Annotated in this window: 29 protein-coding genes, 1 tRNA gene and 1 pseudogene; 5 read left to right on the top strand and 26 right to left on the bottom strand. The window is 68.7% G+C overall.

Going from position 1 to position 25794, the window contains the following annotated elements; all coding sequences use genetic code 11:
- Positions 1-433: 433 nt before the first annotated feature.
- The 4 genes from ACIGCK_RS14230 to ACIGCK_RS14215 all read right to left on the bottom strand — a co-directional run bounded on the left by ACIGCK_RS14230 (position 434) and on the right by ACIGCK_RS14215 (position 3555).
- Positions 434-820, bottom strand: a complete 387-nt coding sequence (locus ACIGCK_RS14230) for a carboxymuconolactone decarboxylase family protein (RefSeq protein ID WP_396666899.1) — start codon at positions 818-820, stop codon at positions 434-436.
- Between the two features lie 65 nt (positions 821-885).
- A complete protein-coding gene (locus ACIGCK_RS14225; RefSeq protein WP_396666898.1) occupies positions 886-1725 on the bottom strand; it encodes an aldo/keto reductase in 840 nt (279 codons plus the stop codon).
- A gap of 1 nt (position 1726) precedes the next feature.
- Complete coding sequence (locus ACIGCK_RS14220) at positions 1727-2536, bottom strand: SDR family oxidoreductase (RefSeq protein ID WP_396666897.1); 810 nt, start codon at positions 2534-2536, stop codon at positions 1727-1729.
- Entirely contained in the window at positions 2533-3555 is a 1023-nt protein-coding gene (locus tag ACIGCK_RS14215) for a zinc-binding dehydrogenase (protein WP_396666896.1), read from the bottom strand. Before ACIGCK_RS14215 ends, ACIGCK_RS14220 begins: the two co-directional genes overlap by 4 nt.
- Positions 3556-3660: 105 nt before the next feature.
- Between ACIGCK_RS14215 and ACIGCK_RS14210 the strand changes: the two genes are divergently transcribed.
- From ACIGCK_RS14210 to ACIGCK_RS14200, 3 genes are all read left to right on the top strand, one after another.
- A complete protein-coding gene (locus ACIGCK_RS14210) occupies positions 3661-4653 on the top strand; it encodes an alcohol dehydrogenase catalytic domain-containing protein (protein ID WP_396666895.1) in 993 nt (330 codons plus the stop codon).
- A 77-nt stretch (positions 4654-4730) separates the two neighbouring features.
- Entirely contained in the window at positions 4731-5648 is a 918-nt protein-coding gene (locus ACIGCK_RS14205; protein ID WP_396666894.1) for a transketolase, read from the top strand.
- Entirely contained in the window at positions 5632-6570 is a 939-nt protein-coding gene (locus ACIGCK_RS14200; RefSeq protein ID WP_396666893.1) for a transketolase family protein, read from the top strand. Before ACIGCK_RS14205 ends, ACIGCK_RS14200 begins: the two co-directional genes overlap by 17 nt.
- Positions 6571-6592: 22 nt before the next feature.
- Here ACIGCK_RS14200 and ACIGCK_RS14195 read toward each other — a convergent pair whose 3' ends face one another.
- The 13 genes from ACIGCK_RS14195 to ACIGCK_RS14135 all read right to left on the bottom strand — a co-directional run bounded on the left by ACIGCK_RS14195 (position 6593) and on the right by ACIGCK_RS14135 (position 18453).
- On the bottom strand, positions 6593-7840 hold the full coding sequence (locus tag ACIGCK_RS14195) for an MFS transporter (RefSeq protein WP_396666892.1): 1248 nt from the start codon (positions 7838-7840) through the stop codon (positions 6593-6595).
- Positions 7837-8163, bottom strand: coding sequence for a thioredoxin family protein (locus tag ACIGCK_RS14190; protein ID WP_396666900.1), 327 nt, complete (start codon positions 8161-8163; stop codon positions 7837-7839). The genes ACIGCK_RS14195 and ACIGCK_RS14190 overlap by 4 nt, the downstream gene beginning before the upstream one ends.
- Positions 8164-8168: 5 nt before the next feature.
- Positions 8169-8924 (bottom strand): DinB family protein, encoded by a 756-nt coding sequence (locus ACIGCK_RS14185; RefSeq protein WP_396666891.1) that lies wholly within the window; start codon positions 8922-8924, stop codon positions 8169-8171.
- A gap of 39 nt (positions 8925-8963) precedes the next feature.
- Positions 8964-9776 carry an SDR family NAD(P)-dependent oxidoreductase gene (locus ACIGCK_RS14180; RefSeq protein ID WP_396666890.1) on the bottom strand — a complete coding sequence of 271 codons (813 nt, stop codon included), beginning with the start codon at positions 9774-9776 and terminating at the stop codon, positions 8964-8966.
- A complete protein-coding gene (locus tag ACIGCK_RS14175; protein ID WP_396666889.1) occupies positions 9773-10798 on the bottom strand; it encodes a D-2-hydroxyacid dehydrogenase family protein in 1026 nt (341 codons plus the stop codon). Before ACIGCK_RS14175 ends, ACIGCK_RS14180 begins: the two co-directional genes overlap by 4 nt.
- Positions 10785-11561 carry an SDR family NAD(P)-dependent oxidoreductase gene (locus ACIGCK_RS14170; protein ID WP_396666888.1) on the bottom strand — a complete coding sequence of 259 codons (777 nt, stop codon included), beginning with the start codon at positions 11559-11561 and terminating at the stop codon, positions 10785-10787. The genes ACIGCK_RS14175 and ACIGCK_RS14170 overlap by 14 nt, the downstream gene beginning before the upstream one ends.
- A gap of 33 nt (positions 11562-11594) precedes the next feature.
- A complete protein-coding gene (locus ACIGCK_RS14165) occupies positions 11595-13133 on the bottom strand; it encodes a tripartite tricarboxylate transporter permease (RefSeq protein ID WP_396666887.1) in 1539 nt (512 codons plus the stop codon).
- A gap of 9 nt (positions 13134-13142) precedes the next feature.
- Positions 13143-13664 (bottom strand): tripartite tricarboxylate transporter TctB family protein, encoded by a 522-nt coding sequence (locus ACIGCK_RS14160; RefSeq protein ID WP_396666886.1) that lies wholly within the window; start codon positions 13662-13664, stop codon positions 13143-13145.
- Positions 13665-13714: 50 nt separating this feature from the next.
- The gene (locus ACIGCK_RS14155) at positions 13715-14281 is read right to left on the bottom strand and encodes a carboxymuconolactone decarboxylase family protein (RefSeq protein WP_396666885.1); all 567 of its coding nucleotides are present in this window, start codon (positions 14279-14281) and stop codon (positions 13715-13717) included.
- Positions 14282-14401: 120 nt separating this feature from the next.
- Positions 14402-15388, bottom strand: a complete 987-nt coding sequence (locus ACIGCK_RS14150; RefSeq protein WP_396666884.1) for a Bug family tripartite tricarboxylate transporter substrate binding protein — start codon at positions 15386-15388, stop codon at positions 14402-14404.
- A 248-nt stretch (positions 15389-15636) separates the two neighbouring features.
- On the bottom strand, positions 15637-16389 hold the full coding sequence (locus ACIGCK_RS14145; RefSeq protein ID WP_396666883.1) for an IclR family transcriptional regulator: 753 nt from the start codon (positions 16387-16389) through the stop codon (positions 15637-15639).
- Positions 16386-17162 (bottom strand): IclR family transcriptional regulator, encoded by a 777-nt coding sequence (locus ACIGCK_RS14140; RefSeq protein ID WP_396666882.1) that lies wholly within the window; start codon positions 17160-17162, stop codon positions 16386-16388. Before ACIGCK_RS14140 ends, ACIGCK_RS14145 begins: the two co-directional genes overlap by 4 nt.
- Before the next feature lie 358 nt (positions 17163-17520).
- The gene (locus ACIGCK_RS14135; protein ID WP_396666881.1) at positions 17521-18453 is read right to left on the bottom strand and encodes an IS481 family transposase; all 933 of its coding nucleotides are present in this window, start codon (positions 18451-18453) and stop codon (positions 17521-17523) included.
- 55 nt (positions 18454-18508) lie between these two features.
- Between ACIGCK_RS14135 and ACIGCK_RS14130 the strand changes: the two are divergent.
- Together ACIGCK_RS14130 and ACIGCK_RS14125 are read left to right on the top strand one after the other, a co-directional pair.
- Positions 18509-18742: pseudogene (locus tag ACIGCK_RS14130) on the top strand (integrase core domain-containing protein); the annotation flags it as partial.
- Positions 18743-18814: 72 nt separating this feature from the next.
- Positions 18815-19066, top strand: a complete 252-nt coding sequence (locus ACIGCK_RS14125) for a hypothetical protein (RefSeq protein WP_396666880.1) — start codon at positions 18815-18817, stop codon at positions 19064-19066.
- 158 nt (positions 19067-19224) lie between these two features.
- Here the strand turns inward: ACIGCK_RS14125 and ACIGCK_RS14120 are convergent.
- The 9 genes from ACIGCK_RS14120 to ACIGCK_RS14080 all read right to left on the bottom strand — a co-directional run bounded on the left by ACIGCK_RS14120 (position 19225) and on the right by ACIGCK_RS14080 (position 25789).
- Positions 19225-19315 (bottom strand) — tRNA-Ser (locus ACIGCK_RS14120).
- Between the two features lie 154 nt (positions 19316-19469).
- Positions 19470-20804 carry a glutamate-1-semialdehyde 2,1-aminomutase gene (gene hemL, locus ACIGCK_RS14115; RefSeq protein ID WP_396666879.1) on the bottom strand — a complete coding sequence of 445 codons (1335 nt, stop codon included), beginning with the start codon at positions 20802-20804 and terminating at the stop codon, positions 19470-19472.
- A gap of 228 nt (positions 20805-21032) precedes the next feature.
- The gene (gene hemB / locus ACIGCK_RS14110; RefSeq protein WP_396666878.1) at positions 21033-22016 is read right to left on the bottom strand and encodes a porphobilinogen synthase; all 984 of its coding nucleotides are present in this window, start codon (positions 22014-22016) and stop codon (positions 21033-21035) included.
- Positions 22013-22816 (bottom strand): uroporphyrinogen-III synthase, encoded by an 804-nt coding sequence (locus ACIGCK_RS14105; protein ID WP_396666877.1) that lies wholly within the window; start codon positions 22814-22816, stop codon positions 22013-22015. Before ACIGCK_RS14105 ends, hemB begins: the two co-directional genes overlap by 4 nt.
- On the bottom strand, positions 22813-23850 hold the full coding sequence (gene hemC, locus ACIGCK_RS14100; RefSeq protein ID WP_396666876.1) for a hydroxymethylbilane synthase: 1038 nt from the start codon (positions 23848-23850) through the stop codon (positions 22813-22815). Before hemC ends, ACIGCK_RS14105 begins: the two co-directional genes overlap by 4 nt.
- A 37-nt stretch (positions 23851-23887) precedes the next feature.
- Positions 23888-24607 carry a hydrogen peroxide-dependent heme synthase gene (hemQ, locus tag ACIGCK_RS14095; RefSeq protein WP_396666875.1) on the bottom strand — a complete coding sequence of 240 codons (720 nt, stop codon included), beginning with the start codon at positions 24605-24607 and terminating at the stop codon, positions 23888-23890.
- A 60-nt stretch (positions 24608-24667) separates the two neighbouring features.
- Entirely contained in the window at positions 24668-24973 is a 306-nt protein-coding gene (locus ACIGCK_RS14090; protein WP_330170585.1) for a hypothetical protein, read from the bottom strand.
- Positions 24963-25373: a phage holin family protein gene (locus ACIGCK_RS14085; protein WP_396666874.1), complete on the bottom strand. Its 411-nt coding sequence runs from the start codon at positions 25371-25373 to the stop codon at positions 24963-24965. The genes ACIGCK_RS14090 and ACIGCK_RS14085 overlap by 11 nt, the downstream gene beginning before the upstream one ends.
- Before the next feature lie 2 nt (positions 25374-25375).
- Positions 25376-25789, bottom strand: coding sequence for a hypothetical protein (locus ACIGCK_RS14080; RefSeq protein ID WP_396666873.1), 414 nt, complete (start codon positions 25787-25789; stop codon positions 25376-25378).
- Positions 25790-25794 lie beyond the last annotated feature (5 nt).

The following is a 25794-nucleotide window of genomic DNA, read 5'->3' as shown; positions in this document are numbered from 1 at the left end:
TAGTCGGTTCTCACCTGACCATCGCACGATGGCTCACCACGTCAACGACGTGACACTCGAGCCCAGGAACTACACCACCCCAGGGGACGTCACCCCGCAGAAACCTCTGATAGTCCCGAACTCTTACTCGAAAGGTCACCGGATCGATGCCGGTCGGAGCCCCTAGAAGACCTCGTATGGCTTATACGCGAAGGGGTTTCTTCATCGTTTTTCAGGATTCGGTGGCAGACAGCCCGCATTGTCCAGGCAGAGTCGCCCTCATCGGTCGACTCGGCCCCCGATCGGGCCCGCGCGCGATGCCCTCCCTCCTCGGTGAGACGGCTCGGATGGTTAACCCGGATTCGGATGCGCGGCGGCCCCGCGTCCGATCCCACAGCGACGATCCGAGTCCGGGAGACCGGGAGGCGGGCGGGACGTGCGGAGCGGGCGCGCCTCACTCATCTGCGAGAATGCCGTCGAGGATGCGCATGGCATCGATCGCGGCAGGGAAGCCGCAATAGGCGATGGCGTGGATCACGGTCTCACGGAGCTCCTCCGGCGTGCAGCCGTTGTTGAGGGCGCCACGTAAGTGCCCGGCGAGCTCATGCGGGCGGCCGAGCGCGATCAGCATCGCCACCGTGAGGAGGCTGCGCACCGGGAGCGGGAGTGTCCCGCGCTGCCAGATGGTTCCCCATCCGAACTCGGTCACGTATCGCTGCAGGTCGGTCGCCGTATCTTTGTCGGTGCCGCCGCTTCGCACCACGTGTGTCTCGCCCATCACCGCGGTGCGCATCGCCACACCACGCGCGAACGCGTCGTCGTCGTGGTTGCTGAGGGTCACGGTTTCTCCTGTTCGCCGATACGCGCACGTCGATCGAGGTGCGCGCTCCCGGGGTAACGCACCACTCAATTCCGCTCGCGAGGGTGCGCGCCGATCCGCGTGCCCGAGTCCAGCCGCGCGAGCTGAGCCATTTCGGCGTCGTCCAGCACGAAGTCGAACACGTCGGCATTCTCGATCATCCGCTCGCGGCGCACCGTTTTCGGGAAGACGACGAGCCCCTGCTGAAGATGCCACCCCAGAATCACCTGCGCCGCGCTCTTGCCGTGGCGGCGGGCGATCTCGGCGATGCCGGGAAGCTCATCGAGCACATACTTTCCCTGACCGAGCGGCGCCCAGGACTCGGTAACGATCCCGAGTGGCTCCTGGTACGCGCGCAAGTCGCGTTGGGCGAACAGCGGATGCAGCTCGATCTGATTGACCGCGGGCAATGTCTCGGCATCTGACTGCAGACGAGCCAAGTGCTCGGGCAGGAAGTTGCAGACGCCGATCGACCGAGCGAGTCCCTCGTTCCTCATCTGTTCGAATGCCCGCCACGAGTCGACGTAGGCGTTCCGCGCCGGCGCCGGCCAGTGGATGAGGTACAGGTCGACGTAGTCGAGCCCCAACCGCTCCAGGCTCGCCGGAAGCGCGCGGAGAGCGTTGTTGTGGCCGTGGTCGCCCCGGAAGAGCTTCGTGGTGATGAACAGTTCATCCCGCGGGATGTCTCGCGAAGCGATCGCCCGCCCCACACCCTCCTCGTTGCCGTAGATCATCGCGGTGTCGATGTGCCGATAGCCGGCATCCAGAGCCTCGCCGACGATGCGCTCGGCTTCGTCGGGGCTCACCTGGAAAACCCCGAACCCGAGCTGTGGGATGCGGTGGCCGTCGTTGAGCGCGATGCGGGGCGCGGGGAGGGCGGCGCTCACCTCAGCTCGCACTCGCTCGGAGCGCGTCCGGCAACTCGGGATTCGCGAGCTGCGTCTTGCCGAGCGCCTGGAGGCGGGTCGCGACGAGGGTCATCTCGGCGACGTTGGCTCGGGCGGGCATCGTGACCGCGACCAGGGTCGCCGTCGCCACATCCTCCGGCTGCAGGCACCACGCCCGAAGCTCGTCGGACGGCGGGATCGGCCGCTTGTCGAGGATGGGGGTGTTGACGATGCCGGGCAGGATCGAGGTGACGCGGACGCCGTTCATGTGCTCGTCGATGCTGAGCCCGCGGGCCAGCCCCAACACGCCCGACTTGGTGGCGCCATAGCCGCCCCCGGCGTGGTCGGGCCAGGTGGCGGTGACGCTGGAGATGACGACGACATCACCGGCGCGTTCCCGGATCTGCCCGAGCGTGGCGCGGATCGAGAAGAAGACGCCGTGGAGGTTCGTGTCGACGAGCTGCTCCCACGACTCGGGGGTGAGCTCGGCCATCCGGCGCGCGGTGACATTCACGCCCGCCGCGCAGACGAGGGTGTCGATGGGGTCGGAGCGTTCGAGTTCGGCGCCGAGGGAGAGCATCGCCTCCTTGTCGCCGACGTCGAGGGCGTGCACGACCACGCGTCCCGCCTCGATCGCTTCCAGCCCCACCGAATCCTCGACCATCATCCCCCTGCGGGCGACGGCGTGCACGCGGGCTCCCGCGTCGAGGAAGGATCTGACGATCGCCTCCCCGATGCCGCTGCTGGCCCCGGTAACGAGGGCGACGCGGCCGTCCATCCTGCCGAATGCGCGGTCGTTGGGGTCGCTCATGCGGGAGCTCCGTTCGCCTCGATGAGGATCTTCATGTCGGTCGGTGAGGTGCGAAGTCGTCCGTACGCGTTGTCGACGGCGTCCTCCAGCGGTACGACGCGCGTGATCAGTGACGCACCGGGCACCGCGCCGGCGGCGAGGAGCGACACGGCCTGCGCGAAGTCCTCCGCCTCGTACACCCGCGCGCCCACGAGTTGGAGCTCCTTGAACACAGCCACCGAGGTCGCCACCGGCAGCGGCGCATGGGCGAGCCCTCCGAGGAGCACGGTGGCACCGGTCGCTGCCGCGCGCAGCGCGGTGTCGAGACCGATACCGAGCCCGGTGAGCTCGACGACGACATCAGGGCCATCGGGGATGTCCGACACCAGTTCGGAGATCTCGCGACCCGTCGGGTCGATCACTGAGATGCCGAGGCTTTCGAGGAGGGAGCGCCGGTCGGGGTTGGGTTCACTGACCCGCACGGATGCCGCCTCGACCGCGATGCCGACGAGAGCCAGCAACGCCCCGATGGGACCGCCGCCGACCACGAGCACGTGCGAGCCCGCACCTATGGCGGCACGCCTCACCATGTGATGCGCGACGGCGGTGGGCTCCACGAGGGCGGCTTCGCGAAGGCCGAGCGAGTCGGGGATGGCATAGACAGAGGCGGCGGGAACCCTCACCAGTTCGGCTGCCCCGCCGTCGCGATCGATACCGTAGAGCCCCAGCGTCTCGCACACGTGGGTCCGGCCCGCTCTGCAGGGCGCGCAGCGGCCGCATGAGATGAGGGGCATCACGGCGACCCGCTGACCGAGCGGCAGTTCCACGCCTTCGCCGATCGCGACCACCCTGCCGCTGAACTCGTGCCCCATGGTCACGGGCGGCCGCACGCGATCGAAACCGCCCTCCCACATCAGCAGATCCGACCCGCAGATGCCGACGTAGGCCACCTCTACGACGACCTCACCGGGGCGGGCGACCGGTGCTTCCCGTTCGCCGAATTCGAGCGCTCCAGGGCCTCGGTAGATGATGGCGCGCACGTCACTCCTCGTCGAGTCGTCGAAATCTGTGACCGTATTCTTGCACAACGGACAGATAGTTCGTTAGATGATTATGTTCATCCGGATGCGTTGAAGGGAATATCCATGAAATCCGTGCGATTCGAGGCTCCGGGAGACATTGGTGTGGTCGACGAGCATTCCCGGGACCCGGGCGAAGGCGAAGTAGCGGTGCGCATCGATCGCATCGGCATCTGCGCGACAGATCTCCATATGATGCACGGCACGTTCCCGACGGCCCGCTACCCCGTGACGCCCGGGCACGAAGCAACCGGCGTGGTGGCGGAGATCGGCGCCGGGGTCCAGAGCCTGACCGCGGGCACGCGCGTGATCCTCGATCCGGGATTGCCCTGTCACGACTGCCGCCAGTGCCGGCGCGGCACCTTCAACCTCTGCACGCGCCGACGCGCGTTCGGAGTCACCGAGGACGGGGCCGCTACGGAGCAGCTGGTCGTTCCGGCGCAGAATCTATACGCGGTCTCGAGCGAGGTTCCTGCGGGCGCCGCGGTGCTCGGTGAGCCGCTCGCGTGCGTGATCCACGCTTTCGACCTCGTCCCCTCACCCGCTGCGGGATCGGTTCTCGTCTATGGCGCCGGAACGGTCGGTCTGCTCGCCGCGGTCGTCGCGCGCCGGCTCGGTGCGGCCGACGTGTCGATCATCGACCTCAACACCACTCGGCTCGATCGGGCGCAAGAGATCGGTGTCGATGCGGCCCAGACGGCGGCGGACCGTCTCGCGGAAGAGCGCTTCGACATCGTGGTCGACGCGACGGGCGCGGCGCCGGCGATCTCCGACGGGCTCGGCCGAGTGGGCCGCGGCGGCTCATTTCTGCAGATCGGCGTAGCACGCCCCGACGCCCTCGTCTCAATCTCGCCGTACGAGCTCTTCGCCCGCGAGATGCGCGTGGCGGGGAGCATGACGACGCGGTTCTCCTTCCCACCAGCGGTGGCGATGCTCGAGGAAGGCGCGATTCCCCACCATCTCATCACCGGGACGCCGTTCTCGCTGGACCAGTACGCCGAGGCGCTGGCGGCAGCCGAGCGCGGAGATCAGCCGAAGGTCACCGTAGGTTCTGCTTGATTCTCGTCAAGCAGACAATTTGTTCACTACATGATATCTTAGCCTTTCGTAGCACCCCGACTCCCGAGGATTCAACGATGCACCCTGAGCGGACCCACTCGACCGACCGCACCGTCCTGGACGACGACGCCCTCCAGCGGATCGCCGACGAAGCGCGACTGCACGTCGTGAGCACCGTCGCGGCGAGCAAGGCCGGCCACGTCGGCGGACCCCTGTCGGCGATGGATCTGCTGACCGCGCTCTTCTTCCGACACATGAACATCGATCCGCAGCGCCCCGACTGGCCCGAACGGGATCGTTTCATCCTCTCCAAGGGGCACTCGGCGATCGGGCTCTACACGGTCATGGCGCTCCGCGGATACCTCCCCGTCGACGAGCTCGCGACGTTCGACAAGGGCAACTCCCGGCTACAGGGCCACCCCGACCCGACAAAGCTCCCCGGCATCGAGACCGCGACGGGATCGCTCGGTCAGGGTCTTGCGGTCGGCGTCGGCTTCGCACTGGGCGCACGGATGGACGGCCGGCAGAGCCGCCACTGGGTGATGCTCGGCGACGGTGAGCTCCAGGAGGGCATGATCTGGGAGTCCGCTCATGCTGCAGCGCGGTACGAGCTCGGGCACCTCATCGCCATCGTCGACCAGAACGGCCTCCAGCAGTACGGCTGGCCTTCCGACGGACGCGGCCGCGCGGATCGCCAGGATCCGTGGGTGGGGTTCGACGTCGGCGCCATCTTCGCCTCCTTCGGATGGAACGTGCTCCACTGCGACGGACACGACTACGCCGACATCGACCGCGTCCTCCGTGGAGCGGGAGAGCGGGCCGCCGTCGCCGCGCCGACGGTGATCGTCGCCCGCACCGTGAAGGGACGCGGGCTGTCTTTCGCCGAGGGCCAGCACAAGTGGCACACCGGCGTGGCCACCGCGGAGCAGCTGACACTGGCGCGCACCGAACTCACCACTGCAACGAGGGGACGAACCGATGCTGTCGATGCGTGAAGCATGGGGCAATACACTCGCCGATCTGACCGAGGAGAACGAGCGGATCCTGGTCGTCGACCCGGACGTCGCCAACTCCACCCGAGCCGACATCGTCGCCGATCGCGCACCCGATCGCTTCATCGAGGTCGGGATCGCCGAGCAGAACGCCATCGGCGTGGCGACCGGGCTCGCCGCCGAGGGCTGGGTCCCCTGGACGAGCACCTTCTCCCCGTTTCTCACCCACCGTGCGATCGACCAGGTGCGGATGCTGGTGGCCCAGACGGGCGCGAACGTCAAGCTCGCCGGCGCCTACGCCGGCCTTCTCACCGGCGCAACCGGCAAGACACACCAGGACGTCCAGGACATCGCCATCATCCGGGCCATGCCGGGGATGACGCTGCTCGCCCCCGCCGACGCCGTCGAGTGCGCGGCCATGGTCCGGTGGGCGTGCGCGCACGATGGGCCCGTGTACATGCGGCTGGCGCGCGACGCCGAACCGAACGTTTTCGGGCCGGACCACGGGTTCGAGCTCGGCTGCGTCCACACCCTGAAGGAGGGAGACGAGCTCGCGCTGGTCTCCACCGGCATCCAGACCGGACGCACCCACGCCGCCGCCCGTGAGCTCGCCGAGGGCGGCGTGAGCGCCCGGGTGATCCACGTACCCACCATCAAGCCGATCGACGCGGACGGTCTCGTCGCGGCCCTCGGCGACGTACCGCTGGTGGTCACCGTCGAAGACCACTCAGTCCTCGGAGGGCTGGGCGGCCTCGTGGCCGAGATCGTCTCGGAGCGCTCCCCCCGGCGGGTCCTCCGGATCGGACTCGACGACACGTGGACGGAATCCGCACCGAACGACTTCCTGCTCGAGAAGTACGGCCTGTCGTCCGCGCGCGTCGCTGCCACCGTCCGCACTCTGGTCGACGGCCTCTCCCCGCACTGAACCGAATTGCGACGGCCGCGCGTCACTGAGCGCGCGGCCGTCGCAATTCGCGGCGCCCGAGAAGGATGAAGGCCGCGGCGAGCAGCAGTCCCGCCGCCGATGCCATCCACGCAGCGGGAAAGGATGCCGCAGCGACCACTCCGAACAGCGGGGGGCCGAATGTGGCGCCGAAGCTCATCGCGGTCTGAACCACACTCGTCGCCACTGCCGCGGGGATCTTTGAGTACCGCACCACAGAGAGGTGGAACACCCCGTTCCAGGCCCAGCCGAGGCCGAAGGCGAGCGCGATCCCGACGAGCATTCCGCCCAGGGTGGATCCGGCGAAGGCAAGGACGACCATGCCCACAGCTCCGGCGGCCATCATCGCCGCCACGACCACCAGATGCCTCCGCCCACGGCGGTCGGCCAGATAGCCCGAGAGCACACGCGAGAGGATGCCGATCCCACTCGCAACCGCCAGCAGCTGTCCGGCCTCGGCGGCACTGAACCCCTGAGCGGTCGCGTAGCTGACCGTGAAGCCGCCGAGCGAGATCGTTACAGCCGTGCCGAAGCCGGCGCCCACGGCGAGCAGGACGAGCGCCCTCGGCACCGCGACCCCTGGCCCGATGCTGCTCACCGTGAGAGGCGGCCGCAGCGCACGGCCGAGCACCGGCTTCCGGAGGTGCGCGCGCTCGCGCCACGCTCGACCCGCGCGCGGCAGACCGGCGGCGACGAGCACCACCGCGGCCATGCCCGCCGCGGACAGGTAGGCGCTCCGCCAATCCTGCCCGCCGCCGAACAGGGGCACCGACAGCCCGATGAGGAACGTCGAGATCGGCAGCGCCGCCTGCTTGACCCCGAACGCGAGACCCTGCTTCCGGTCGCTGATGCTCGACGCGATAGCGAGATTGCCCGCAGGCTGTGACGTGCTGTTGGCGATGGCGCCGACGCACAGGAGCAGGATGAGCGCGACGATCGATTGGGCGAGTACGGCGATCGTCGCCAGCGATATCCCGGCGAGGATCGCGGTCAGCGCGACGCCGCGTCGCCACTGCAGGTGCTGCACGAGACGCCCCATCGGCAGCCCCGTGAGCGTCGAGAACGCGAAGAAGCAGCCGATGGCGAGGCCGAGCGCGCGGGAGTCGAAGCCGAGGTCGGACTGCACGGCCGGAGCGTAGGCGGAGAGCATCCACACCGGGAGCGCGCCCAGGCCCGTGACGGCCACGGCGAACACCAGCGCCGCCGCCGTGGCGGGACGCCGCGGAGGGTCCTCGCCCCCCGGCCCAGTCACAGCGCGGCATCCTCCGCGTGCTGGGCGACGAATCGGCGCAAATGCGCCTCGCGCTTGACCCCGGCCGAGCGCGCGACCGGTGCCCCGCTCCGGAACAGCATCACGGTGGGGAGGGAGATCACGCCGAAGCGCTCGGCGAGGCCGGGTTCGGCGACGACGTCCACGGCGTACACGGCCACACCGTCCGGACGAGAACGCGCGAGCTCGGCCAGAGCCGGCTTCATCGCGTGACACGGGGAGCACCAATCGGCCCAGAAGTCCACCAACGCCAACGGCTCGGAGGACACCTTGTCGTCGAAGTCGGCGCCCGTGAGGGCAGGCACCCTGCTCAATCGAACACCCTCTCCGGCAGCGGAAGGCCCGCGAGGTCTTCCGGCGACAGTCGATGGTTCGGCGTCACACCGCTCTGCTCGAGCATGAAGATCACCTGCCGGGTGTGCTGTGCCGTGTGCCAGACCTCTCGCTCGAGTCCCTCGTGGAGCGGTCGATGCCCCCAGTACAGCGGCACGACCGTGTCGAGCGGATCGTCCGCGGCCTCCGCCGCCCACGACTCGAACGACGCGGCGGTCTCGGCGATGAACCCGTCGAGCGCGGCGGCATCCATCCCCTGCGGCTCAAGGTCGTCGAAGAACTTCGGATGGTCGTCGTCGTCATACTTGCCGAGGAAGTACCGCATGACGCAGCCCGCGTGCCCGGCGACCTCGATCAGGGTGCGCTCCCGGCCGGGGAGGGCGAATTTGGCGACGTCAGGGGTGATCTGGGGCACCACCGCCCGGAGCACCTCGATCACGCGCCGGTAGCGTTCGACGAGTTCGGTGGGACTCAGCCGGTCGGGCTCCGCATAGTCGACGCCGATGAGCTCCGCCACCGTCGGTAGATGAACGCCGTTCACGCAACGGTCTCCGACGCACAGCGCGGGTACGCGCATCCCGCGTTCGGTGAGCTTTCCCGCCCTCGCCGGTTCGGCCTCCACGTTGATGGCGACGTAGGGCTTTCCGGTCTTCTCCACGAACTCCTTCAGTCGCAGACAGCTGCTGCACCCGGGCATCCAGTAGATCTCGATCTGTGCCGCTGTCGCACTCATCGCGCACTCTCCCCGCCGGACGGGCGGATGCGGGCGCCCTCATCCCACCGCAAGGGTCTGCCCTCCGTCGACGGTGAGCGCCACGCCGGTGATGAACTTCGCCTCGTCGGAGGCGAGGAAGAGGGCGGCGTTCGCCACATCCCACGCCGTGCCCATCTCGTGACGAAGCGGAACGTGCCGGTTGCGCTCGGCGATGACGTCTTCACGGGTGGAACCACCCAGACCCACGCGGTTCTCGATCGCCATCGGCGTCTCGATGAGCCCCGGGAGGATTGCATTGGCCCGGATGCCGTCTCCGGCATGACGGATCGCGATGTTCTCGATCAGGGCCACGACACCCGCCTTGGAGGTCTTGTAGGCGATGTACGGATAGTCGATCTGCGATGCGAGCGACCCGATGCTGAGGATCACGCCGCCGCCCTGCTCGCGCATGAGGGGGATCACGTGCTTGCAGGTCGCGACCATTCCGCGCAGGTTGATCGCCGTGACCCGATCGAACGCCGCCATGTCGATGTCGGTGACGATCGCGTCGCCGCCGGCGAGGGAGACGCCCACGTTGTTGTGGAGGATGTCGATGCGGCCGAGGTGGTCATGCGCATCGGCGACCAGTCGGTGAACCGACTCCTCGTCGGTCACATCTGCTTGAAGGGCGATCGCGTCGCCGCCTGCCGCGACGATCAGACCGACCGTCTCCTGGGCGGCAGCGAGATCACGGTCGGCCACAACCAGGCGGGCTCCCTCACGAGCGAACGTCTCTGCCGTCGCCCGACCGTTGCCTGCCGTCACGCCGGGGGTCTGACCGCCTCCCACGATCAGTGCCGCCTTGTCCTCGAGTCGTCGCCTGTCGTTCACGCTGTTCCTCTCTCATGTGCCGAAGGGGTGACCCCGTCATCCTGCGACTCGATGGTGCGGATGGGGGCGCCGGCGCGGTAGGCGACGATCGCCTCCACCGCGTCGGTGTAGAAGAGCTCGAAGTTGGCGCGGACGACGTAGCCGAGATGAGGGCTGAGCAACGTCCGCGGGGCGTCCCGCAGCGCGTCGCCCTCCGCGAGCGGCTCGGCCTCGAAGACATCGAGCGCAACCCCGCCGAGACGGCCCGCGTGAAGGGCATCGATCATGGCCTGCTGGTCGACGATCTCGGCCCGAGACGTGTTGACTAGGAGTCCGCTCGGCCCGATCGCCTCGATCTGAGAGACGCCAATGAGCCGTCGGGTCCGATCGCTCAGCCGCGTGTGCACCGAGACGATTTCCGCCCGGGCGCACAGCTCGTCCAAGGGGGCGTACTCGGCGCCCTCCTCGGCGGCCGCCTCCGGTGTGAGATTCGCGCTCCACGCGAGGGTCCGCATACCGAAGGCGGATGCCACACGCCCCACACGTCGGCCGATGCTGCCGAGTCCGACGATGCCGATGCTCGCGCCTTCGAGTCCTTCGCCCAGGGTCGCCTGCCAGCCGCCGCCGCGCAGGCGCTCGACCTCGGAGAGCAGATGCCGCCGCGCGGCGAGGATCAGCGCCCAGGTCAGCTCCACGGTGGGCGAGGTGAGCGAACGCGTGCCGCAGAAGACGACCCCGGGCGGCGGGTCGATGGAGGCGTTGCGAGCACCGGTCGTCACGATCAGACGAAGCCTCGGCAAGCGGGTCAGAAGCCGACGCGGCAGCGGCGTGCGCTCGCGCATCGCCACCACGGCGTCGGCGCCCCGGAGGAGTTCGTGCACCGCTTCCTCGTCGCCGACGTGTTCGGACACGACGACCAGGTCGAGGTCATCGCCGATGCGACCCCAGTCGGCCAGCGACAGCGCGGAGTGTGCGTAATCGTCGAGCACGACGACCCGGAAACGTCGAGATGGCGCGGCGGGCGATGCGTCAGCGGGCAGCACTGGTACTCGTCACCCCGCCGTCGACCGGCATCGTCACGCCCGTGATGTAGCGCGCCTCATCCGACGCGAAGAAGAGCGACGCGTAGGCGACGTCCCAGGCAGTGCCCTCGATCTTCAGGAGTGAGGCGTTTCGTCGCCGCTCCCGCGTATGCTCATCCATCCCTTTGGAGTTGACGTGAGGCGTGTAGACCGGTCCAGGAGCCACGCAGTTCACGCGTATGCCTTCGACGGCATGGTCCACCGCCATCGCACGGGTGAGGGCGATGACGGCACCTTTGGAGGCCGAGTACGGCGTCAGCCCGCGAGGTCTCAGTGCCGAGATCGACGAGATGTTGACGATGCTCCCGCCGCCGGAGGCCGCCATCGCCGGCACCGCGTACTTGCATGCGAGCGCCATCGACTTCACGTTGACGGCCATGACCCGGTCCCAAAGCTCCTCGGTCATGTCCACGACGGAACCGGCACCCTCGATGCCGACATTGTTGTGGAGCACGTCGAGTCGGCCGTGGTTCTCGACCGCGTGGGTGGAGAGCCGTTCGGCCACCGCCGCATCGGTGAGATCGCCGATCACGGTCGACGCGGTGCCGCCTTCCGAGTCGATGATCGCCGCGGTCTCCGCCACCGCATCTGCGTCGCGGTCGTTGAGCACCACGGTCGCGCCTTCGCGAGCGAAGAGCACCGCGACCGCCTTGCCGTTGCCCCAGCCCGGCCCGCGGGAGCCCGCTCCCGTGACCACACACACTTTGTTGTCGAGTCGGCCCATGTCATGCCGTCCTTTCATCGAGCGGATGCCCGGTCAGTCGTTGTCCTCTGCGGCGATCGCCGACACCTTTTCGCCGCGTCGCATCGCGCGGGCGCGACGGATGAGGGGCCAGAAGAATCCTCCGATGATCACGACGCCCACGACCGTCCAGATGGCGGCGGCGATCGGGGATGCGACGAAGGCGATTGGGTCTCCCCTCGAGATGAACATGACTTGCATGTAGTACTTCTCGATGAGGGGACCGAGCACCACGCCGATCAGCATCGAGGCGAGGCTGAAGTTGAACTTGCGGAGCACATAGCCGACGATGCCGATGGCCACCATCAGGTAGATGTTGATCATGTTGTTGCTGACGCTGAAGGCGCCGATGGCGGCCACGACCACGATCACCGGCACCAGGTAGTGCCGGCGGATCTGCAGCACACGCACCCACACGCCGATCATCGGCAGGTTCAGCACCAAGAGCATGAGGTTGGCGATTCCCAGCGCGGCGAGCACCGACCAGAAGAGCTCGGGACGCTGCTCGAGGATGAGCGGACCGGGCTGGATGCCCTGGACGACCATCGCTGAGATCATGAGCGCGAGCGTGGCCGAGAAGGGGAGCCCGAGGAGGAGCACCGGCACGATACTTCCGATCGCCGCCGAGTTGTTCGCCGCCTCGGGGCCGGTGAGCCCTTCCACCGCGCCCTTGCCGAACTCGTCCTTGCGACGCGAGATCGACTTCTCCAGCCGATAGGAGGTGAAGGTGGAGAGCGTCGCCGAGGGCACGGGCAGCAGACCGAAGAAGAATCCGAGGAAGGATCCCCTCCCCCACGGCGCCAGCGCCCGACGGAACTCCGTGCGGGTCGGCACGAGCTCGCGCATCCGGATGCGCTGGAGCCGCTTCTCCGGGTCGCGCTCTTCGAGCAGGTACATCATCTCGGAGATGCCATAGAGGCCCACCGCCACAACAGCGATGCTGAGGCCGAGCGAGAGATCGAGGTTGCCGAAGGTGAAGCGCTGGTAGCTCGTGGCCATCTCCATCCCGACGGTTGCCACGGCGATGCCGAGGATCATCGGAAGGAGGCCGCCGCCGATGCTGCCGCCCGAGATGCGGGCGAGGGCGAGGAGGCCTCCGGCGGTGAGGGCGAAGAACTCGGCCGAGCCGAACTCGAGGGCGAACTGTGACACCGTAGTCGCCGACAGGACGACGATCGTGAGCCCGATGGTGCCGGAGATGAACGACCCGATCGCCACGAGCGCGAGGGCCGCGCCGGCGCGCCCCTTCTTGGCCATCGGATGACCGTCGAAGGTGGCGACGACCGCTGAAGCGTCGCCCGGGATGTTGAGCAGGATGGACGAGGTCGATCCGCCGTACTGAGCGCCCAGATAGATGCCTGCGATGAGGATCAGTCCGACTGCCGGTTCGAACGCGAACGTCAGCGGCAGCACAATCGCGGCGCCGGCAACGGGTCCGAGCCCGGGGAGCACGCCGATCAGGGTGCCGATGAAGGCGGCGATGAGCGCTGCCATGAGCAGTTCGGGCGAGAGAGCGAGTGCGAGCCCGCTGAGGAAGCCGTCGATGGGATCCATGATCAGCCCTTAGAAGATGGCGCCGAGGAAGCCGAGCGGGAGGGGGATCTGGAGGACGACGATGAACAGCGCGGGGATCGCGACGCCGATGATCGCTCCGGAGAGGGTCGACCTCCACCACGACAGAGAGCTGGTGAGCTTGATGAGACCGATGGTGTACGCCGCCGAAGCCAGGTAGATGCCGAGAATCGGTATGGCGACGGCGAACAGCGCCGTCATCACGTAGAATCCGATGACGTCGCGGCGCTGTCGCCCCGTGGGCAAGTCGACATCGCCGCCGACCTGCGTGCTGACCGCGGCCTCGATGATCACGATGATCGAAATCACGATCCACGCCACTCCGACCACGCTCGGCCAGAGGCCTGCTCCGGGCTGGTTGGCCGTTCCCTGAGGCATGAGGAAGGCCTGCCAGGTATAGGCGGAACCGACCAGCAGGCTCAAGGCGCCGATGATGAGGCGCCCGCGCCGCTGGGGATCCTGCAATGCCGAGCGGGGCTCGGCCTCATTCGCCGTCTGCTCGTCGAGCGTCATCGCTCCTCCTTCATGCCGGGAAGTGTCGTCGGTGGGCTCCGTCGACCCGCTCAACCAACGCCGCGAGCGCCGTTGGTCAAGGGGAAGCGGTCGAGGTGGCCGTCGTACTCGGGCTCGTTGTCGATTCGGAGCCCGCCGAGCACCCGCACGACCATGTTGTAGAACGACGCGACGACAACGATGTCCACCAGCCGGGAGTCGTTGTAGTGCGCCCCGAGCGCGGCAGCTGTCCGGTCCGAGAGTCGACGGTCTTCTGTGAGCTCTCGCGCCGCATCGATCAGCAGCCGTTCCTGATCGCCGAGATCGGAGGGATGCCCCTCCAGGTGGTCGACGAGCGCCGCGATGTCGGCATCCGTCACGCCGAACTGGGCGCTCAGGGCGATGTGATGGCTGTACTCGTAGGGCGAGCAGGCGAGGTATCCGACCGCGAGGATCAGCAGTTCACGCTGCCGCGGGTCGAGTTCGCACTGCCACCGGATCCACTCGCCGAACGGATGGAACTGGCGGAATGCTCCCGGGGAGTTCACGAGAGCTCGGAGGAGATTGATCGGGCGGCTGAACGCCGCGCTGAGGTCGTCAGGAACATCCGCGGGGTCGACGTAGGGCACGAGCGCCATGAGAACTCCTCTGTTCGATGGGAGGGACGGTGGGGTGGAGGGCGGGCCGGTACCGGTCCAGAAGCTCGGAGGTCCGGCTTCGGCGGTGACGCCTCGGCCGGACCTCGCGTTTCGCGGTGCTTACTCGGTGGCCTCCACGAGCGCGATGGCTTCGCGGCTCGCCTCAGTCACCGCGGCGATCCACTCGTCAAGCTCTTCACCCATCATCGGGTCGGAGAGGAATCCGACCCCGGCGCACCATTCGGCCCATTCCTCGCTCGAGGCTACGGCGTATGCCGCCTCGACGAGACGCTCCTGGACGTCTTCCGGGAGGCCCGGCGCCGCTACGGTGACGTAGTCGGATGAGAACGGCACGTCCAGCTCCAGCGACGTGAAGCTCACCGCCCCCGGGAGGACCTCGTCGTACTCCGCGGGGCCAGTGTGCACCAGGGGACGCAGTTCGCCCGACTCCACGAGACCGAGCTGTCCGGCTGCTGTGGGGATGACCGCGTCAACCTCTCCGCTGAGGGTGGCCAGCACCGCTTCACCGGCGCCGCCCGAGAAGGGGACGATGTTGAGGTCGATGCCGAGCTGATCTTCGATCGAGACGAGCACAAATGTGTTGTTGGTGAGTCGACCGGTCGTGCCTACTGACATCCCGCCGGGATCGGCGGTGGCAGCATCCACGAAGTCGTCGAAGGTCTGCAGCGGCGAGTCTGCGGCCACGAAGATGGCGTTGGGAGCTTCGACCATCTTCACCACGGCTGTGTAGTCGTCCGGTCCTTGGAAGGGCAGCGACTCGTTGACGAGCGGCTGGACGATGATTCCCGTGGCGGAGCTGAGCCCCATCGACTGCCCGTCGGCGGGGCTACGCATGACGGCGGTGAGTCCGATGGTCTCGTCACCCCCGGGCAGGTTCTCCACGACGGCGGTCGTGCCCAGTTCTTCGGCCAGCAGGCGTGAGAACTCGCGGCCGACCGGGTCGGTGGAGCCGCCGGGGTTGTAGGGGACGACGTAGTTGATCGGCCCACCCGGGTACGACGAGGCGTCGCCCTCTCCGTCCGGACCCCCTGACGCGCAGCCCTGGAGGGCGAACGCCGCCACCGCGACGCCCGCGATGAGCGCCACCTTTCGCGTCTTGCTTATGTGCACAACGACCTCCTTGTGTAGTGCGCGTAGCCATGATGTTCGTGAGGGCGGTATCGGGATCGTGCTGTTGTGTCCGCCTCACATGCTCCACTATTCCTACAGCACAGACAAGTAGTCCGGCAAGTGATATTTACTGTAAGGCGGCAGAATGGACAACCCAGCCCGACACGGTGAAGTACGGCCACCAACATCCCGGCTAACGGACAGAGTGTCCATTTGGTAGCAATTCACTCCGCGACAGCGAGAGAGGCAGAGACTGCCGCGATCGCCGCGCGCAGCTCATCGAGCAACTCGTTCTGCTCCGCCCGGATCTCCGCGACGATCCCCGCCAGGGAGATTGCTCCGCGAAGCTGGCCCCGACGATCGTGAACCGGCATGCCGAGGGCACCGATTCCTTTCGTGACGTCCTCCTCGGACAGCACAAAGCCGCGCGATCGCGTCAGCTCGATATCGGCCGCGAGCTCCTCACGATCGACGATCGTGAGGTCGGTGAGGGCTGGCCGCATCGCCGGGTCGTCCAGAACACCCTCGTGATCGCCGAAGGCGAGCAGCACCCGGCCGGCGGCGCCCGCGTTCAGCGGAAGCGACAGTCCCGGCTTCAGCGACATCAGCGCGATGCCTCTCCCCTGACGCCAGTCGACGCACACCGCGCGACCGCCCCGTCGAACGGAGAGGTAGGCCGTCAGTCCGGTCGTGGCGACCAGGCCCTCCAGGACCTGGCCCGTCTCGGACCACTCGCCCATCGACGTCCGCGCGGAGTCGGCGAGGTGGAGCCAGCGCGCGCTCAGACGCACGCGGGTGTCCTCCAGCGTCTCGACCATCGCGATCGCCTCGAGTCCCTCGACCAGGCGGTAGACGCTCGATCGGGGAATGCCTATGCGCGCCGCGATCTCGGCCGGAGTCTGCGGACCCTCCGCCCCGAGAGTCTCGATGAGGGTGGAAGCGTTCGCGAGCACCTTGATCGGCGTGGCACCGCTCACGCGCTCACCCTCCCCGCTTCGAACCCCAGCGCCCGGCTGATGCGCTCGGCCGCGGCGGTCACCTCTGCCGCCATCCTGTCGGGCTCGGCCAGGATGGGCTGACGCCAGCTGCTGATCGAGATGGAGGCCTCGAGCTCTCCACGATGATTGAACAGGGGCGCGCCGAGTGCGGCGATCCCAGGGGTCACATCGCCATCGGAGATCGAGTAGCCGCGTTCTCGCGTCTCGTCGGTCATCTGCACGAGCGCCTCGCGCGAGGGCACATCCCCCCACGGGGACCCCGGACCGACGCACCGTTCCACGAGCGCGTCCCGCTCGCTGCGCGGCAGGAAGGCGAAGAGGGCCTTCGGTGCCGCGCCGACATACAGCGGCAGCGAGTCGCCCAATCGCATCGCGAGCGAGCGCACCTCGCGGCCGTTCAATCGTTCGATGCAGACCGCCCGGTCGTCGCGACGGACGCACAGATATGTGGTGTGCCCTGTCGTGCGGATCAGATCGTGCATCGAGGGGAGCGCCGCTTCACGGATATCGATGCGGTCTTCCACGAGTCCGCCGATCCCCATACAGAAGAGGCCGATACGGAAAAGGCCGCGGCGCGAGCCTTTGTCGACCCACCCGATTGCGGTCAGTGACGTCAGTAGCCGATAGGTAGAGCTCACAGGCTCGCCTACGAGCTCCGCCACGCGAGGAGCGGTGAGCTCCCCATGCTGATCCAGCGCTGTCAGGATGGCGTCCGTCTTGTTGATCATCTCAAGACCGAGCCGCTCCGTCACGCCGCCAATACTCTCACCCAGCGGACGGGTTCGCTACTTCTTGGCGTTCGGGGCATCGGCGCCCCGCCATCAGTCTCGCAGGATTGCGCCTACAAGGTCTCGAGCGTTGGCAAGACGCAACTATCTGCCGTGATCGGACCGATCGATGCCGCGGCACCGGCACCGCCGCCAGCTCCCGCGCCAGTACGAGACGGACCACTGATGTAGACCTGCGCGGCGCACCCGATGACCTCATGATCTGGGGCGTGCCTGATCGAAAACCCCGTTGCTGGAAATGTGTCCGGTCTGCCCCATCGCATGGCGCGGCGCCGGAAACACGTCGACCCTCGCAAGGGGGGCGTGTGCAACTGACGAAGGCCTATGACAGTGGGGCTGCCGCTTTCTGTTTGAGCCGTTCGTAGGGGGTTTGTCCGCCGAGGGCGCCGTGTGGTCGATCGTAGTTGTAGTGGTCTTCCCACTGCTGCAGACGTTCCGCGAAGAGGCGGGTGTCATCCAGGACCTCGCCCTTGAGGAGCTTGTAGAACTCGTCCGAGTCGATGCGGTGCGAACGCTCCACCTTCCCGTTGAGACGTGGCGTGCGGGGTCGGATCCTGACGTGGTCGATGCCCTTGTCGAGCAGATGCCAGTGGAACGCCTGCCCGAACTCGGTGCCGTTGTCGGTCTGGACGCGTTCGATCTGGAACGGCAGCTTCGCCAGGACGTGGTCGATGAACTGGATCGCGGTCTTCTGATCGTTGCGAGGGTAGGCCCGGAGTACTCGGACACGGGTGCAGTCGTCGATCGCGGTGTACTGGTAGAACCGCTTCTTCGTGCCCTTCTGGCCGAGCGGTTCGATGAACTTCACGTCGACCTGCAGCTGGTGGCCGGGGCGCTGCTTCTCGTACCGCTTCCACCTGGTCTGGGTGCGTTTGTATCGCTGCGAGGCCGGCAGCCGGCCGAGACCGAGCTTGTGCAGGATCCGCCAAACCCCGGACGCGCTGATGGTGACGTCGTGGTAGCGGGCGAGGTACATCGAGATCTTCTGCGGGCCGAAGTGGTACTGCTGCCGCAGCCAGAGGATCTTCTCCACCACGTCCGGGACCGTCTTCGTGGGCTGACGGAGTGGCGCACTGGAGCGGTCCTTCAGACCCTCGAAGCCCTCCGCCTCGTATCGTCGCTTCCAGCCGTAGTAGCACTGCCGGCTGATCCCGTAGTAGCGGCACGTGGCGGAGATGTTGCCGCTGACTTCTTCGACGTGGCGCAGCACCGCGAGCTTGTGTCTCGCCCGCCGCTCGATCGCTCGATCTGACATGAAGTCTTCCTCCCAATCGGAAGACCCAACTGTCAACAACGTCCGTCAGTTTTAGATCGACCCGATCACAGGGAAGCCATACAAGCCGACCACGCAGGGCAAGAACGAGAGATTCCACCAGACACTGTTCCGCTACCTCGACAAGCAGCCCATCGCCCGCAACCTCCGCGAGCTGCAGGCCCAGGTCGACGCGTTCGACCACATCTACAACACCGAACGCGGACACCAGGCACTGCCCGGCCGGATGACGCCGCTGCAAGCGTGGGAGGCGACGCCGAAGGCCACCCCGCCTCGGCCCCGGCCGTCGCCGCCACGGAAGCCGGAAGACCCGCTCCCGCCCGCACCGTCACCGAACGGCCGGGTGCTCGACGGGATCCGGATCGCGACAGTCCACCCGAACGGGTCGATCAAAGCCCGCGGCATCATCTTCAACGTCAGCTACCCACTCCGCGGCCAGGAAGTGTTCGTCCTCTACGAGCCCGCCGGGATCATGATCTTCGACGACCGCGGCACCCTCATCGTCGAGCACCTCTGGCCGCCGCCGGGCATCAAGTACGTCGGCAACGGCAAACCCCGCGGACCCAAGAAGAAGGAAGTGTCACCGATGTCCTGATACACGAACTGTCACCGATGTCCTGATACAGAACCGTCACCGATGTCCTGAGACATCACACGCAAGGGGGGGCGAAGCGACCGGCGCAGATGTGTACCAGGAATGCACCACGTCGCCCGCACACATGCGAAAACCCCCGACTGGTCGGGGGTTCTCTATGGCGGTGACGGTGGGATTTGAACCCACGGTAGGGGGTTACCCTACACAACTTTTCGAGAGTTGCACCTTCGGCCGCTCGGACACGTCACCGCCGACAAGCTTACGACACGTCCCGCGCACGCGGAAATTCACGGCGATCGCGCGCTCGAGACTGCACCCTCCGCCGGGCATCCTGCTCGCCGCGGTCTTGCGCCGCACATCCGCGGGGCCGGTCGTCGGGCGCCCCGCCCGAACGACCGCGGGGTCAGTTGCGGGCGGGGGCCACGGCGCGCGCCGCGGCGTGAGCCGCCGCCGGCAGGGCAGCCGTGATCCGCTCGAGCGCCGCATCGTCGTGCGCCGCCGTGAGGAACCATGCCTCGAAGACGCTCGGCGGCAACGAGACTCCCGCGTCGAGCATCGCGTGGAAGAACGCCGGATAGCGCCACGCCTCCTGCGCCTGAACCTCGTCGTTGTCGACGGGCGCCTTCGCGGCGAACGCCATCCCGAACAGATTCCCCGCGCGAGGGACGGAGTGGTCGACGCCCTCGGCGGCCAGAGCCGCCGAAAGGGCGTCGGCGACGACGGATGCCGCGGCATCCACCCGCGCGTACACCTCGGCCGTTGCGGCGCGCAGGGTGGCGAGCCCCGCCGCGACCGACAGCGGATTGCCCGAGAGCGTGCCCGCCTGGTAGACCGGGCCGACGGGCGCGAGCTTGTCCATGACATCGGCGCGTCCGCCGAGCGCGGCCAGCGGCATCCCGCCGCCCACGACCTTGCCGAACGTGAACAGGTCGGGCGAATAGCGCTCGCCCGCCTCGGCCTGCAGGCCCCAGTAGCCCGCCGGGTGCACGCGGAAGCCCGTGAGCACCTCGTCGACGATCAGGAGCGCGCCGTTCTCGTGCGCGATGTCGGCGAGACCAGCGTTGTATCCGGGCAGCGGCGGCACGACGCCCATGTTGGCGGCCGCGGCCTCGACGATGATGCCCGCGATGCGGTCGCCGTGGATCTCGAAGACCTCGCGCACGGCGCCCAGATCGTTGTAGGGCACTACGAGCGTCTGGGAGGCGACCGGCGCCGGCACCCCCGCCGAACCGGGCAGGCCGAGGGTCGCGAGCCCCGAGCCCGCGGCCGCGAGAAGACCGTCGGAGTGCCCGTGGTAGTTGCCGGCGAACTTCACCAGCAGATCGCGGCCCGTGTATCCGCGCGCGAGCCGGATGGCGGTCATCGTCGCCTCGGTTCCGGTCGAGACCAGACGCACGCGCTCGACCGGCCGGTCCTCACCGACGGCGACACGGTCCGCGATGAGCTCGGCGAGCTCGACCTCCGCCTCGGTCGGGGCACCGAAGGACAGGCCGCGCAGAGCGGCCTCCCGCACCGCCTCGACCACGTCGGGATGGGCGTGGCCCAGCAGCGCCGGCCCCCACGATGCGACGAGGTCGATGTATTCGCGACCCGCGGCATCCGTCACCGTCGCACCGCGGGCCGATGCAAGGAACCTCGGCGAGCCGCCGACGGATCCGAAGGCGCGGACCGGGGAGTTCACGCCTCCGGGGATGGCGGTGCGGGCACGCTCGAAGAGGTCGTCATTGCGGTCGGTCATCCCTCCATTCTCCCCCGGCTCGGCGCGTCGGCCGCGGCGAGGGGGTTAGGCGGTCACGCCGCGCGCCGCGGGGCAGCTCGCGTGCCGCGGCGAGTTCGCATGCTGCGGGGCACCTTACGTGCTGTGGGGCACGGCATAACCTGCCCCGCAGCACACAACCTGCCCCGGATGCGTCGCGGCGGGGCGTCGCGGCGGCTCGACGCAGGAGCCCCGCGCCGGCGCGGCACGTCAGAGCGCGTCGCGAAGCCAGCCGGCGGCCTCGATCGCCGCATAGGTGAGGATCGCGTCCGCGCCCGCCCGACGGATGCCGAGGAGCGCCTCCAGCATCGCGCCGCGCCCGTCGATCCAGCCGTTGGCGTCCGCCGCCTGGATCATCGCGTACTCGCCCGAGACCTGGTACGCCCACACGGGCACATCGACGGCCGACCGCACGTCGGCGAGCACGTCGAGATAGGGCAGGGCCGGCTTGACCATAACGACATCGGCGCCCTCGTCGACATCCATGAGCGCCTCGCGCACCCCCTCGCGCGCGTTCGCGGGGTCGAGCTGATAGCTGCGCCGATCGCCCTTGAGCTGAGAATCGACCGCCTCGCGGAACGGTCCGTAGAACGCCCCCGCGTACTTCGCCGAATACGCCAGGATCAGGGTGTCGACCAGCCCCTCGGCCTCCAGCGCGTCGCGCACGGCGGCCACCTGGCCGTCCATCATGCCCGACAAACCGAGCATCGCAGACCCCGCCCGCGCCTGCGCGAGCCCCATCGCCACGTAGCGCTCGAGGGTCGCGTCGTTGTCGACCGACCCGTCCTCCGCGAGCACGCCGCAGTGGCCGTGGTCGGTGAACTCGTCCAGGCACAGATCCGTCTGCACGACGAGCGCGTCGCCGACCTCCTCGACGACCGCGCGAGTCGCGACGTTCAGGATGCCGCGGTCATCATCGGCGCCGGTGCCGCACGCATCGCGCACGGCGGGCACGCCGAAGAGCATCACACCGCCGATGCCGGATGCCGCGGCATCCGTCGCCGCGCGCCGCAGCGAATCGAGCGTGTGCTGGAAGACGCCCGGCATGGATCCGATCTCGCGCGGCTCGTCGATGCCCTCGCGGACGAACATCGGCAGGACGAGCTGCGACGGCACGAGGTGCGTCTCGCGCGCGAGGCGACGGACGGCGGGCGTCGTGCGCAGCCGGCGGGGACGGTGGGCGGGGAAGCTCACGGCTGGAGCTCGTCGGCGGCGTGCGGCAGGGCCAGGTGCGAAACCGCCTCGATGAGCGCGGCCACCGTCTGCTGGGGCGCTACGACGTCGACGGACAGGCCGACCTTCCGGGCGTCCTTCGCCGTGCGCGGCCCGATGGCGGCGATCACGGTCGAGTCGGGGACGTCGGGGAACTGCAGGCTCACCTGCTCGGCGACCGAACCGCTCGTGACGAGGATCGCATTGATGCGCCCGCTGGCGACATCGCGGGCGATGCGCTCGGTCACCGGCACCCCCACCGTGCGGTAGGCGACGACCGAGCGAACGTCGTGCCCCGCATCGATGAGCATGCGCGTGAGCACCGGCTTGGCTATCTCGCTGCGGAGGGTGAGGATCCTGCGGGCCCCCGGTTCGAGCGCGATCATCTGCTCGGCCATGCCGGCCGCGGAGTTGTCCTGCTCCGGCACGAGGTCAACTCGGTAGCCGACGGCCTGCAGCGCAGCCGCGGTGGTCTCGCCGACAGCGGCGATCTTCGTCGCGGCCGGGATCGTGACCCGGTGCGCGTAGAGCACGTCGACGGTCGTCGCGCTCGTCACGGTGAGCCAGTCGAAGTTGCCCTGCTGCAGGTCGTGCAGCGCGGCATCCAGCGTGGCCTGATCGCTCGTCGGGGCGAAGTTGATGAGGGGCGCGACGACCGGAACGGCGCCCTGCGCCCGAAGACTGGCTGCCACCCCGTCGCCCCACGGGCCGCCACGTGGCACGAGCACACGCCACCCGCCGAGGGGCTTGTCCGTTGCGGCGTTTCCGGTGGTCTGGTTCATTGCGGTGACTCTCGTGACACGAGGCCGGCCGCCCCGCGGTCGAGGAGCCGACGTGCGATGGCCGACCCGATCAGCGCTGCCCGCGCGGTCGGGTCCGCGCCGTCGGCGGCGTTCGCGCCATTGCCGCCGCCCGTTGTTCGACTATAGCCCCCCGTCAGGGACTCGGTCCGATCCACCCCCACGCGCGTCGACCCGTCGATCGCGTACACGACCGATCGCACACGCGCCTCGTCGCCGTCGATCTCCGCGTGAACGCCCACCGGCGCGTGGCACCCCGCCTCGATGTCGGCGAGGATGCCCCGCTCGATCGTGACGGCGAGTCGCGATGCCGCGTCGTCCAGCGCCGCGACGGCCTGCCGCACGGGCGACGGGGCGTCCTCTCGGACCTCCACGGCCAGCGCGCCCTGCCCCGCCGCCGTGGGCCATTCGGCCAGCCCCAGCGGCTCGAGGTACAGATCGGATGCCGCGCCGAGACCGGGCCGAGGACCGTCGACGTCTTCGGCGGGGTCGAACAGCCCGAGGCGCGAGAGCCCCGCCGCAGCGAGCACGACGCCCGCCAGCTCGCCGTCTCGCACGCGCTGCATCCGCGAGTCCACGTTTCCCCGCAGGTCCTTCGCGTTCACACGAGGAGCCCGTCGGCGCAGCTGGGCGATGCGCCGGGGGGAGCCCGTCCCGACGACGGCACCCGGCGGCAGCGCCCCGAGGCCGCCCGGGTCGCTCGTGACGACGACGTCCCGGGCGTCCTCGCGCGGCGGGATGCCAGCGACGACGAGCCCGGGCGCGGCCGCCACGGGAAGGTCCTTCAGCGAGTGCACGAGCAGGTCGCACTCCCCCGCGAGCAGCGCCTCGCGCAGCCGCGTCGCGAAGACCCCGGTCCCGCCCATCTGGGCGAGAGACGCCCGCGAGACATCCCCCTCCGAGACGATCGGTACGAGCTCCACCGGCACCCCCGTCAGCCGGGTGATCGCGTCGGCGACGTGCCCGGACTGCGCGAGCGCCAGTGCGCTCCGCCGCGTACCGAGGCGCAGCGTCACCGTGCGCCCGTCCCGGCGGCGAGCCCTCGAGCGTCGGTCACTGCAGCACCTCGGGCACCTCGTCCAGACGCAGGCGCCGCCCGGTGAAGAACGGGACCTCCTCTCGCACGTGGCGGCGAGCGTCGGTGGCGCGCAGGTCGCGCATGAGGTCCACCAGGTCAACGACGTCGTCGGCCTCGAGCGGCAGGAGCCATTCGTAGTCGCCGAGCGCGAACGACGCGACGGTGTTGGCGAGGACGCCCCGGAACGCCGCGCCCTTGCGCCCATGCTCGGCGAGCATCCGGCCGCGCTCCTCCTCGGGCAGCAGGTACCACTCGTACGACCGCACGAACGGATACAGGCACAGCCACTCTCGGGGCGGGATGCCGCGGAGGAACCCCGGCACGTGCTGGCGGTTGAACTCCGCGTCGCGGTGCACGCCCATCGCGTTCCATGTCGGGAGAAGGTGCTTCAGCAGCTCGGTGCGGCGCAGCCGGCGCAGGTCGCGCTGCAGGTCTTCCGCCGTGTCGCCGTGCAGCCACACCATGAGATCGGCGTCGGCACGCAGACCGGAGACGTCGTAGAAGCCGCGCACGGTGACGCCGCCTTCTTCGATCAGGCGGACGATGTCCTCGAGCTCCGTCGCACCGGTCTCCGTGACGGGCGCGTCGGGGTTGCGGCGCCAGACGGCCCACAGGGTGAAGCCCTGCGGCGCCTCGGATTCGGAAGGCGATGAAGCGGGGGCGCGATCGGCGTCGGGAATGCCACTGTGCGTCATGACACCAGTCTCACGCTCGCCCGCCGGATAGCAAAACGGCGCGCGTCCGGCGAGGCACCGTCAGTGGCGGGGGGAGGTGTACGCACGCACGGCAGCCCACACCGCGACTCCCACGAGCGCGGCAGCACCCGCTGCGACCGCCACGGCCGCACCCGGGTGGGAGCGGTGGAACTCGCGGGCCCTGACGATCCCGCGGTCGGTCGCGCGAGCGATCCGCTTCGGGAGATTGGCCTTCTCCTCGATTGCGGCGAGGGCGGCCTTCAGCTCGGCTCGCGCCTGCGCGACGGGGTCGTCCAGCGAGGGCACGACGGTGCGAGGCATCGACACCAGAACAGCATCGGGCTTCGGCGTGTACTCAGTACTCATCTCGAACCTCCCGGACGATCCCGATGTCCTCCTTGGCCGCGGTGAGCGGGTTCTCCCGCTGCGACGCCCGCCGGAAGCGCGCGAGGCCGAGCAGCACGAGCACCGCGACGACGAGCAGCATCGCCGCGCCGATGACGAGGGCCGACAGCCAGACCGGCCACACCGTCGCCAGGCCGGCGATCGCCGCGGTCCCGAAGACCGGGACCGACCAGAACACCACGATCAGCGCGGCGACGAACCATCCCGCACCGATGCCGTAGTCCTTCGCAGTCTTCGACACCCACGACCGGGCGGCGTCGACCTCCGCGACCACCAGGTTGCGGACGAGTTCGGGAACCTCGCCGACGAGCGTCAGAAGGCTGTCGTCGGCGCGGTCCCGCGTTCCGCGGGGACCCGCCACGGTCAGGCTCCGCCCGCGGTCGACCGATCCGCCTCGGCGGCTGCCTCCTCGGCCGCGTCCGCGATCTTCTCGGCGTCCTTCTTGGCCTTCGCCGCAGCCTGGCGCACCTCTGCGCCCGAGTCCTTGCCCGCCTTGACCGCGGCATCCAGCTTCTCGCCGGCGCTGCCCTTCTGCGTCACGGCGTGCGTCACCTTCGTGGCGCCGTCCCACAGCACGGCCGGAACGGCCTTGGCGGCATCCGCGGCCAGGTCTTTGACCTTGCCGACCTGCGCCTGCACGGTGTCGAGGCTCCACACCTTGTCGACCTGGGTCTTGATCTGCTCGTAACGTTCGCGTCCTGCACGCGAGCCGAGCACGTAGCCCGCCGCCAGGCCGATCACGAGTCCTACTTTGCCCCGCATAGTGGGTTTCCTCACGCTCG

The organism is Microbacterium sp. NPDC078428, assembly GCF_044542535.1.
In the GTDB taxonomy this organism is placed as follows: Bacteria; Actinomycetota; Actinomycetes; order Actinomycetales; family Microbacteriaceae; genus Microbacterium; species Microbacterium limosum.
This window is presented reverse-complemented; position numbering and strand designations above follow the sequence as displayed.

What these genes read in the sequence shown, in the direction of transcription:
- ACIGCK_RS14220 (WP_396666897.1), bottom strand. Translation starts at nt 2,536, where the DNA reads ATGAGCGACCCCAACGACCGCGCATTCGGCAGGATGGACGGCCGCGTC.
- ACIGCK_RS14210 (WP_396666895.1), top strand. Translation starts at nt 3,661, where the DNA reads ATGAAATCCGTGCGATTCGAGGCTCCGGGAGACATTGGTGTGGTCGAC.
- ACIGCK_RS14205 (WP_396666894.1), top strand. Translation starts at nt 4,731, where the DNA reads ATGCACCCTGAGCGGACCCACTCGACCGACCGCACCGTCCTGGACGAC.
- ACIGCK_RS14200 (WP_396666893.1), top strand. Translation starts at nt 5,632, where the DNA reads ATGCTGTCGATGCGTGAAGCATGGGGCAATACACTCGCCGATCTGACC.
- ACIGCK_RS14185 (WP_396666891.1), bottom strand. Translation starts at nt 8,924, where the DNA reads ATGAGTGCGACAGCGGCACAGATCGAGATCTACTGGATGCCCGGGTGC.
- ACIGCK_RS14170 (WP_396666888.1), bottom strand. Translation starts at nt 11,561, where the DNA reads ATGGGCCGACTCGACAACAAAGTGTGTGTGGTCACGGGAGCGGGCTCC.
- ACIGCK_RS14165 (WP_396666887.1), bottom strand. Translation starts at nt 13,133, where the DNA reads ATGGATCCCATCGACGGCTTCCTCAGCGGGCTCGCACTCGCTCTCTCG.
- ACIGCK_RS14160 (WP_396666886.1), bottom strand. Translation starts at nt 13,664, where the DNA reads ATGACGCTCGACGAGCAGACGGCGAATGAGGCCGAGCCCCGCTCGGCA.
- ACIGCK_RS14155 (WP_396666885.1), bottom strand. Translation starts at nt 14,281, where the DNA reads ATGGCGCTCGTGCCCTACGTCGACCCCGCGGATGTTCCTGACGACCTC.
- ACIGCK_RS14135 (WP_396666881.1), bottom strand. Translation starts at nt 18,453, where the DNA reads ATGTCAGATCGAGCGATCGAGCGGCGGGCGAGACACAAGCTCGCGGTG.
- hemL (WP_396666879.1), bottom strand. Translation starts at nt 20,804, where the DNA reads ATGACCGACCGCAATGACGACCTCTTCGAGCGTGCCCGCACCGCCATC.
- ACIGCK_RS14105 (WP_396666877.1), bottom strand. Translation starts at nt 22,816, where the DNA reads ATGAACCAGACCACCGGAAACGCCGCAACGGACAAGCCCCTCGGCGGG.
- hemQ (WP_396666875.1), bottom strand. Translation starts at nt 24,607, where the DNA reads ATGACGCACAGTGGCATTCCCGACGCCGATCGCGCCCCCGCTTCATCG.
- ACIGCK_RS14090 (WP_330170585.1), bottom strand. Translation starts at nt 24,973, where the DNA reads ATGAGTACTGAGTACACGCCGAAGCCCGATGCTGTTCTGGTGTCGATG.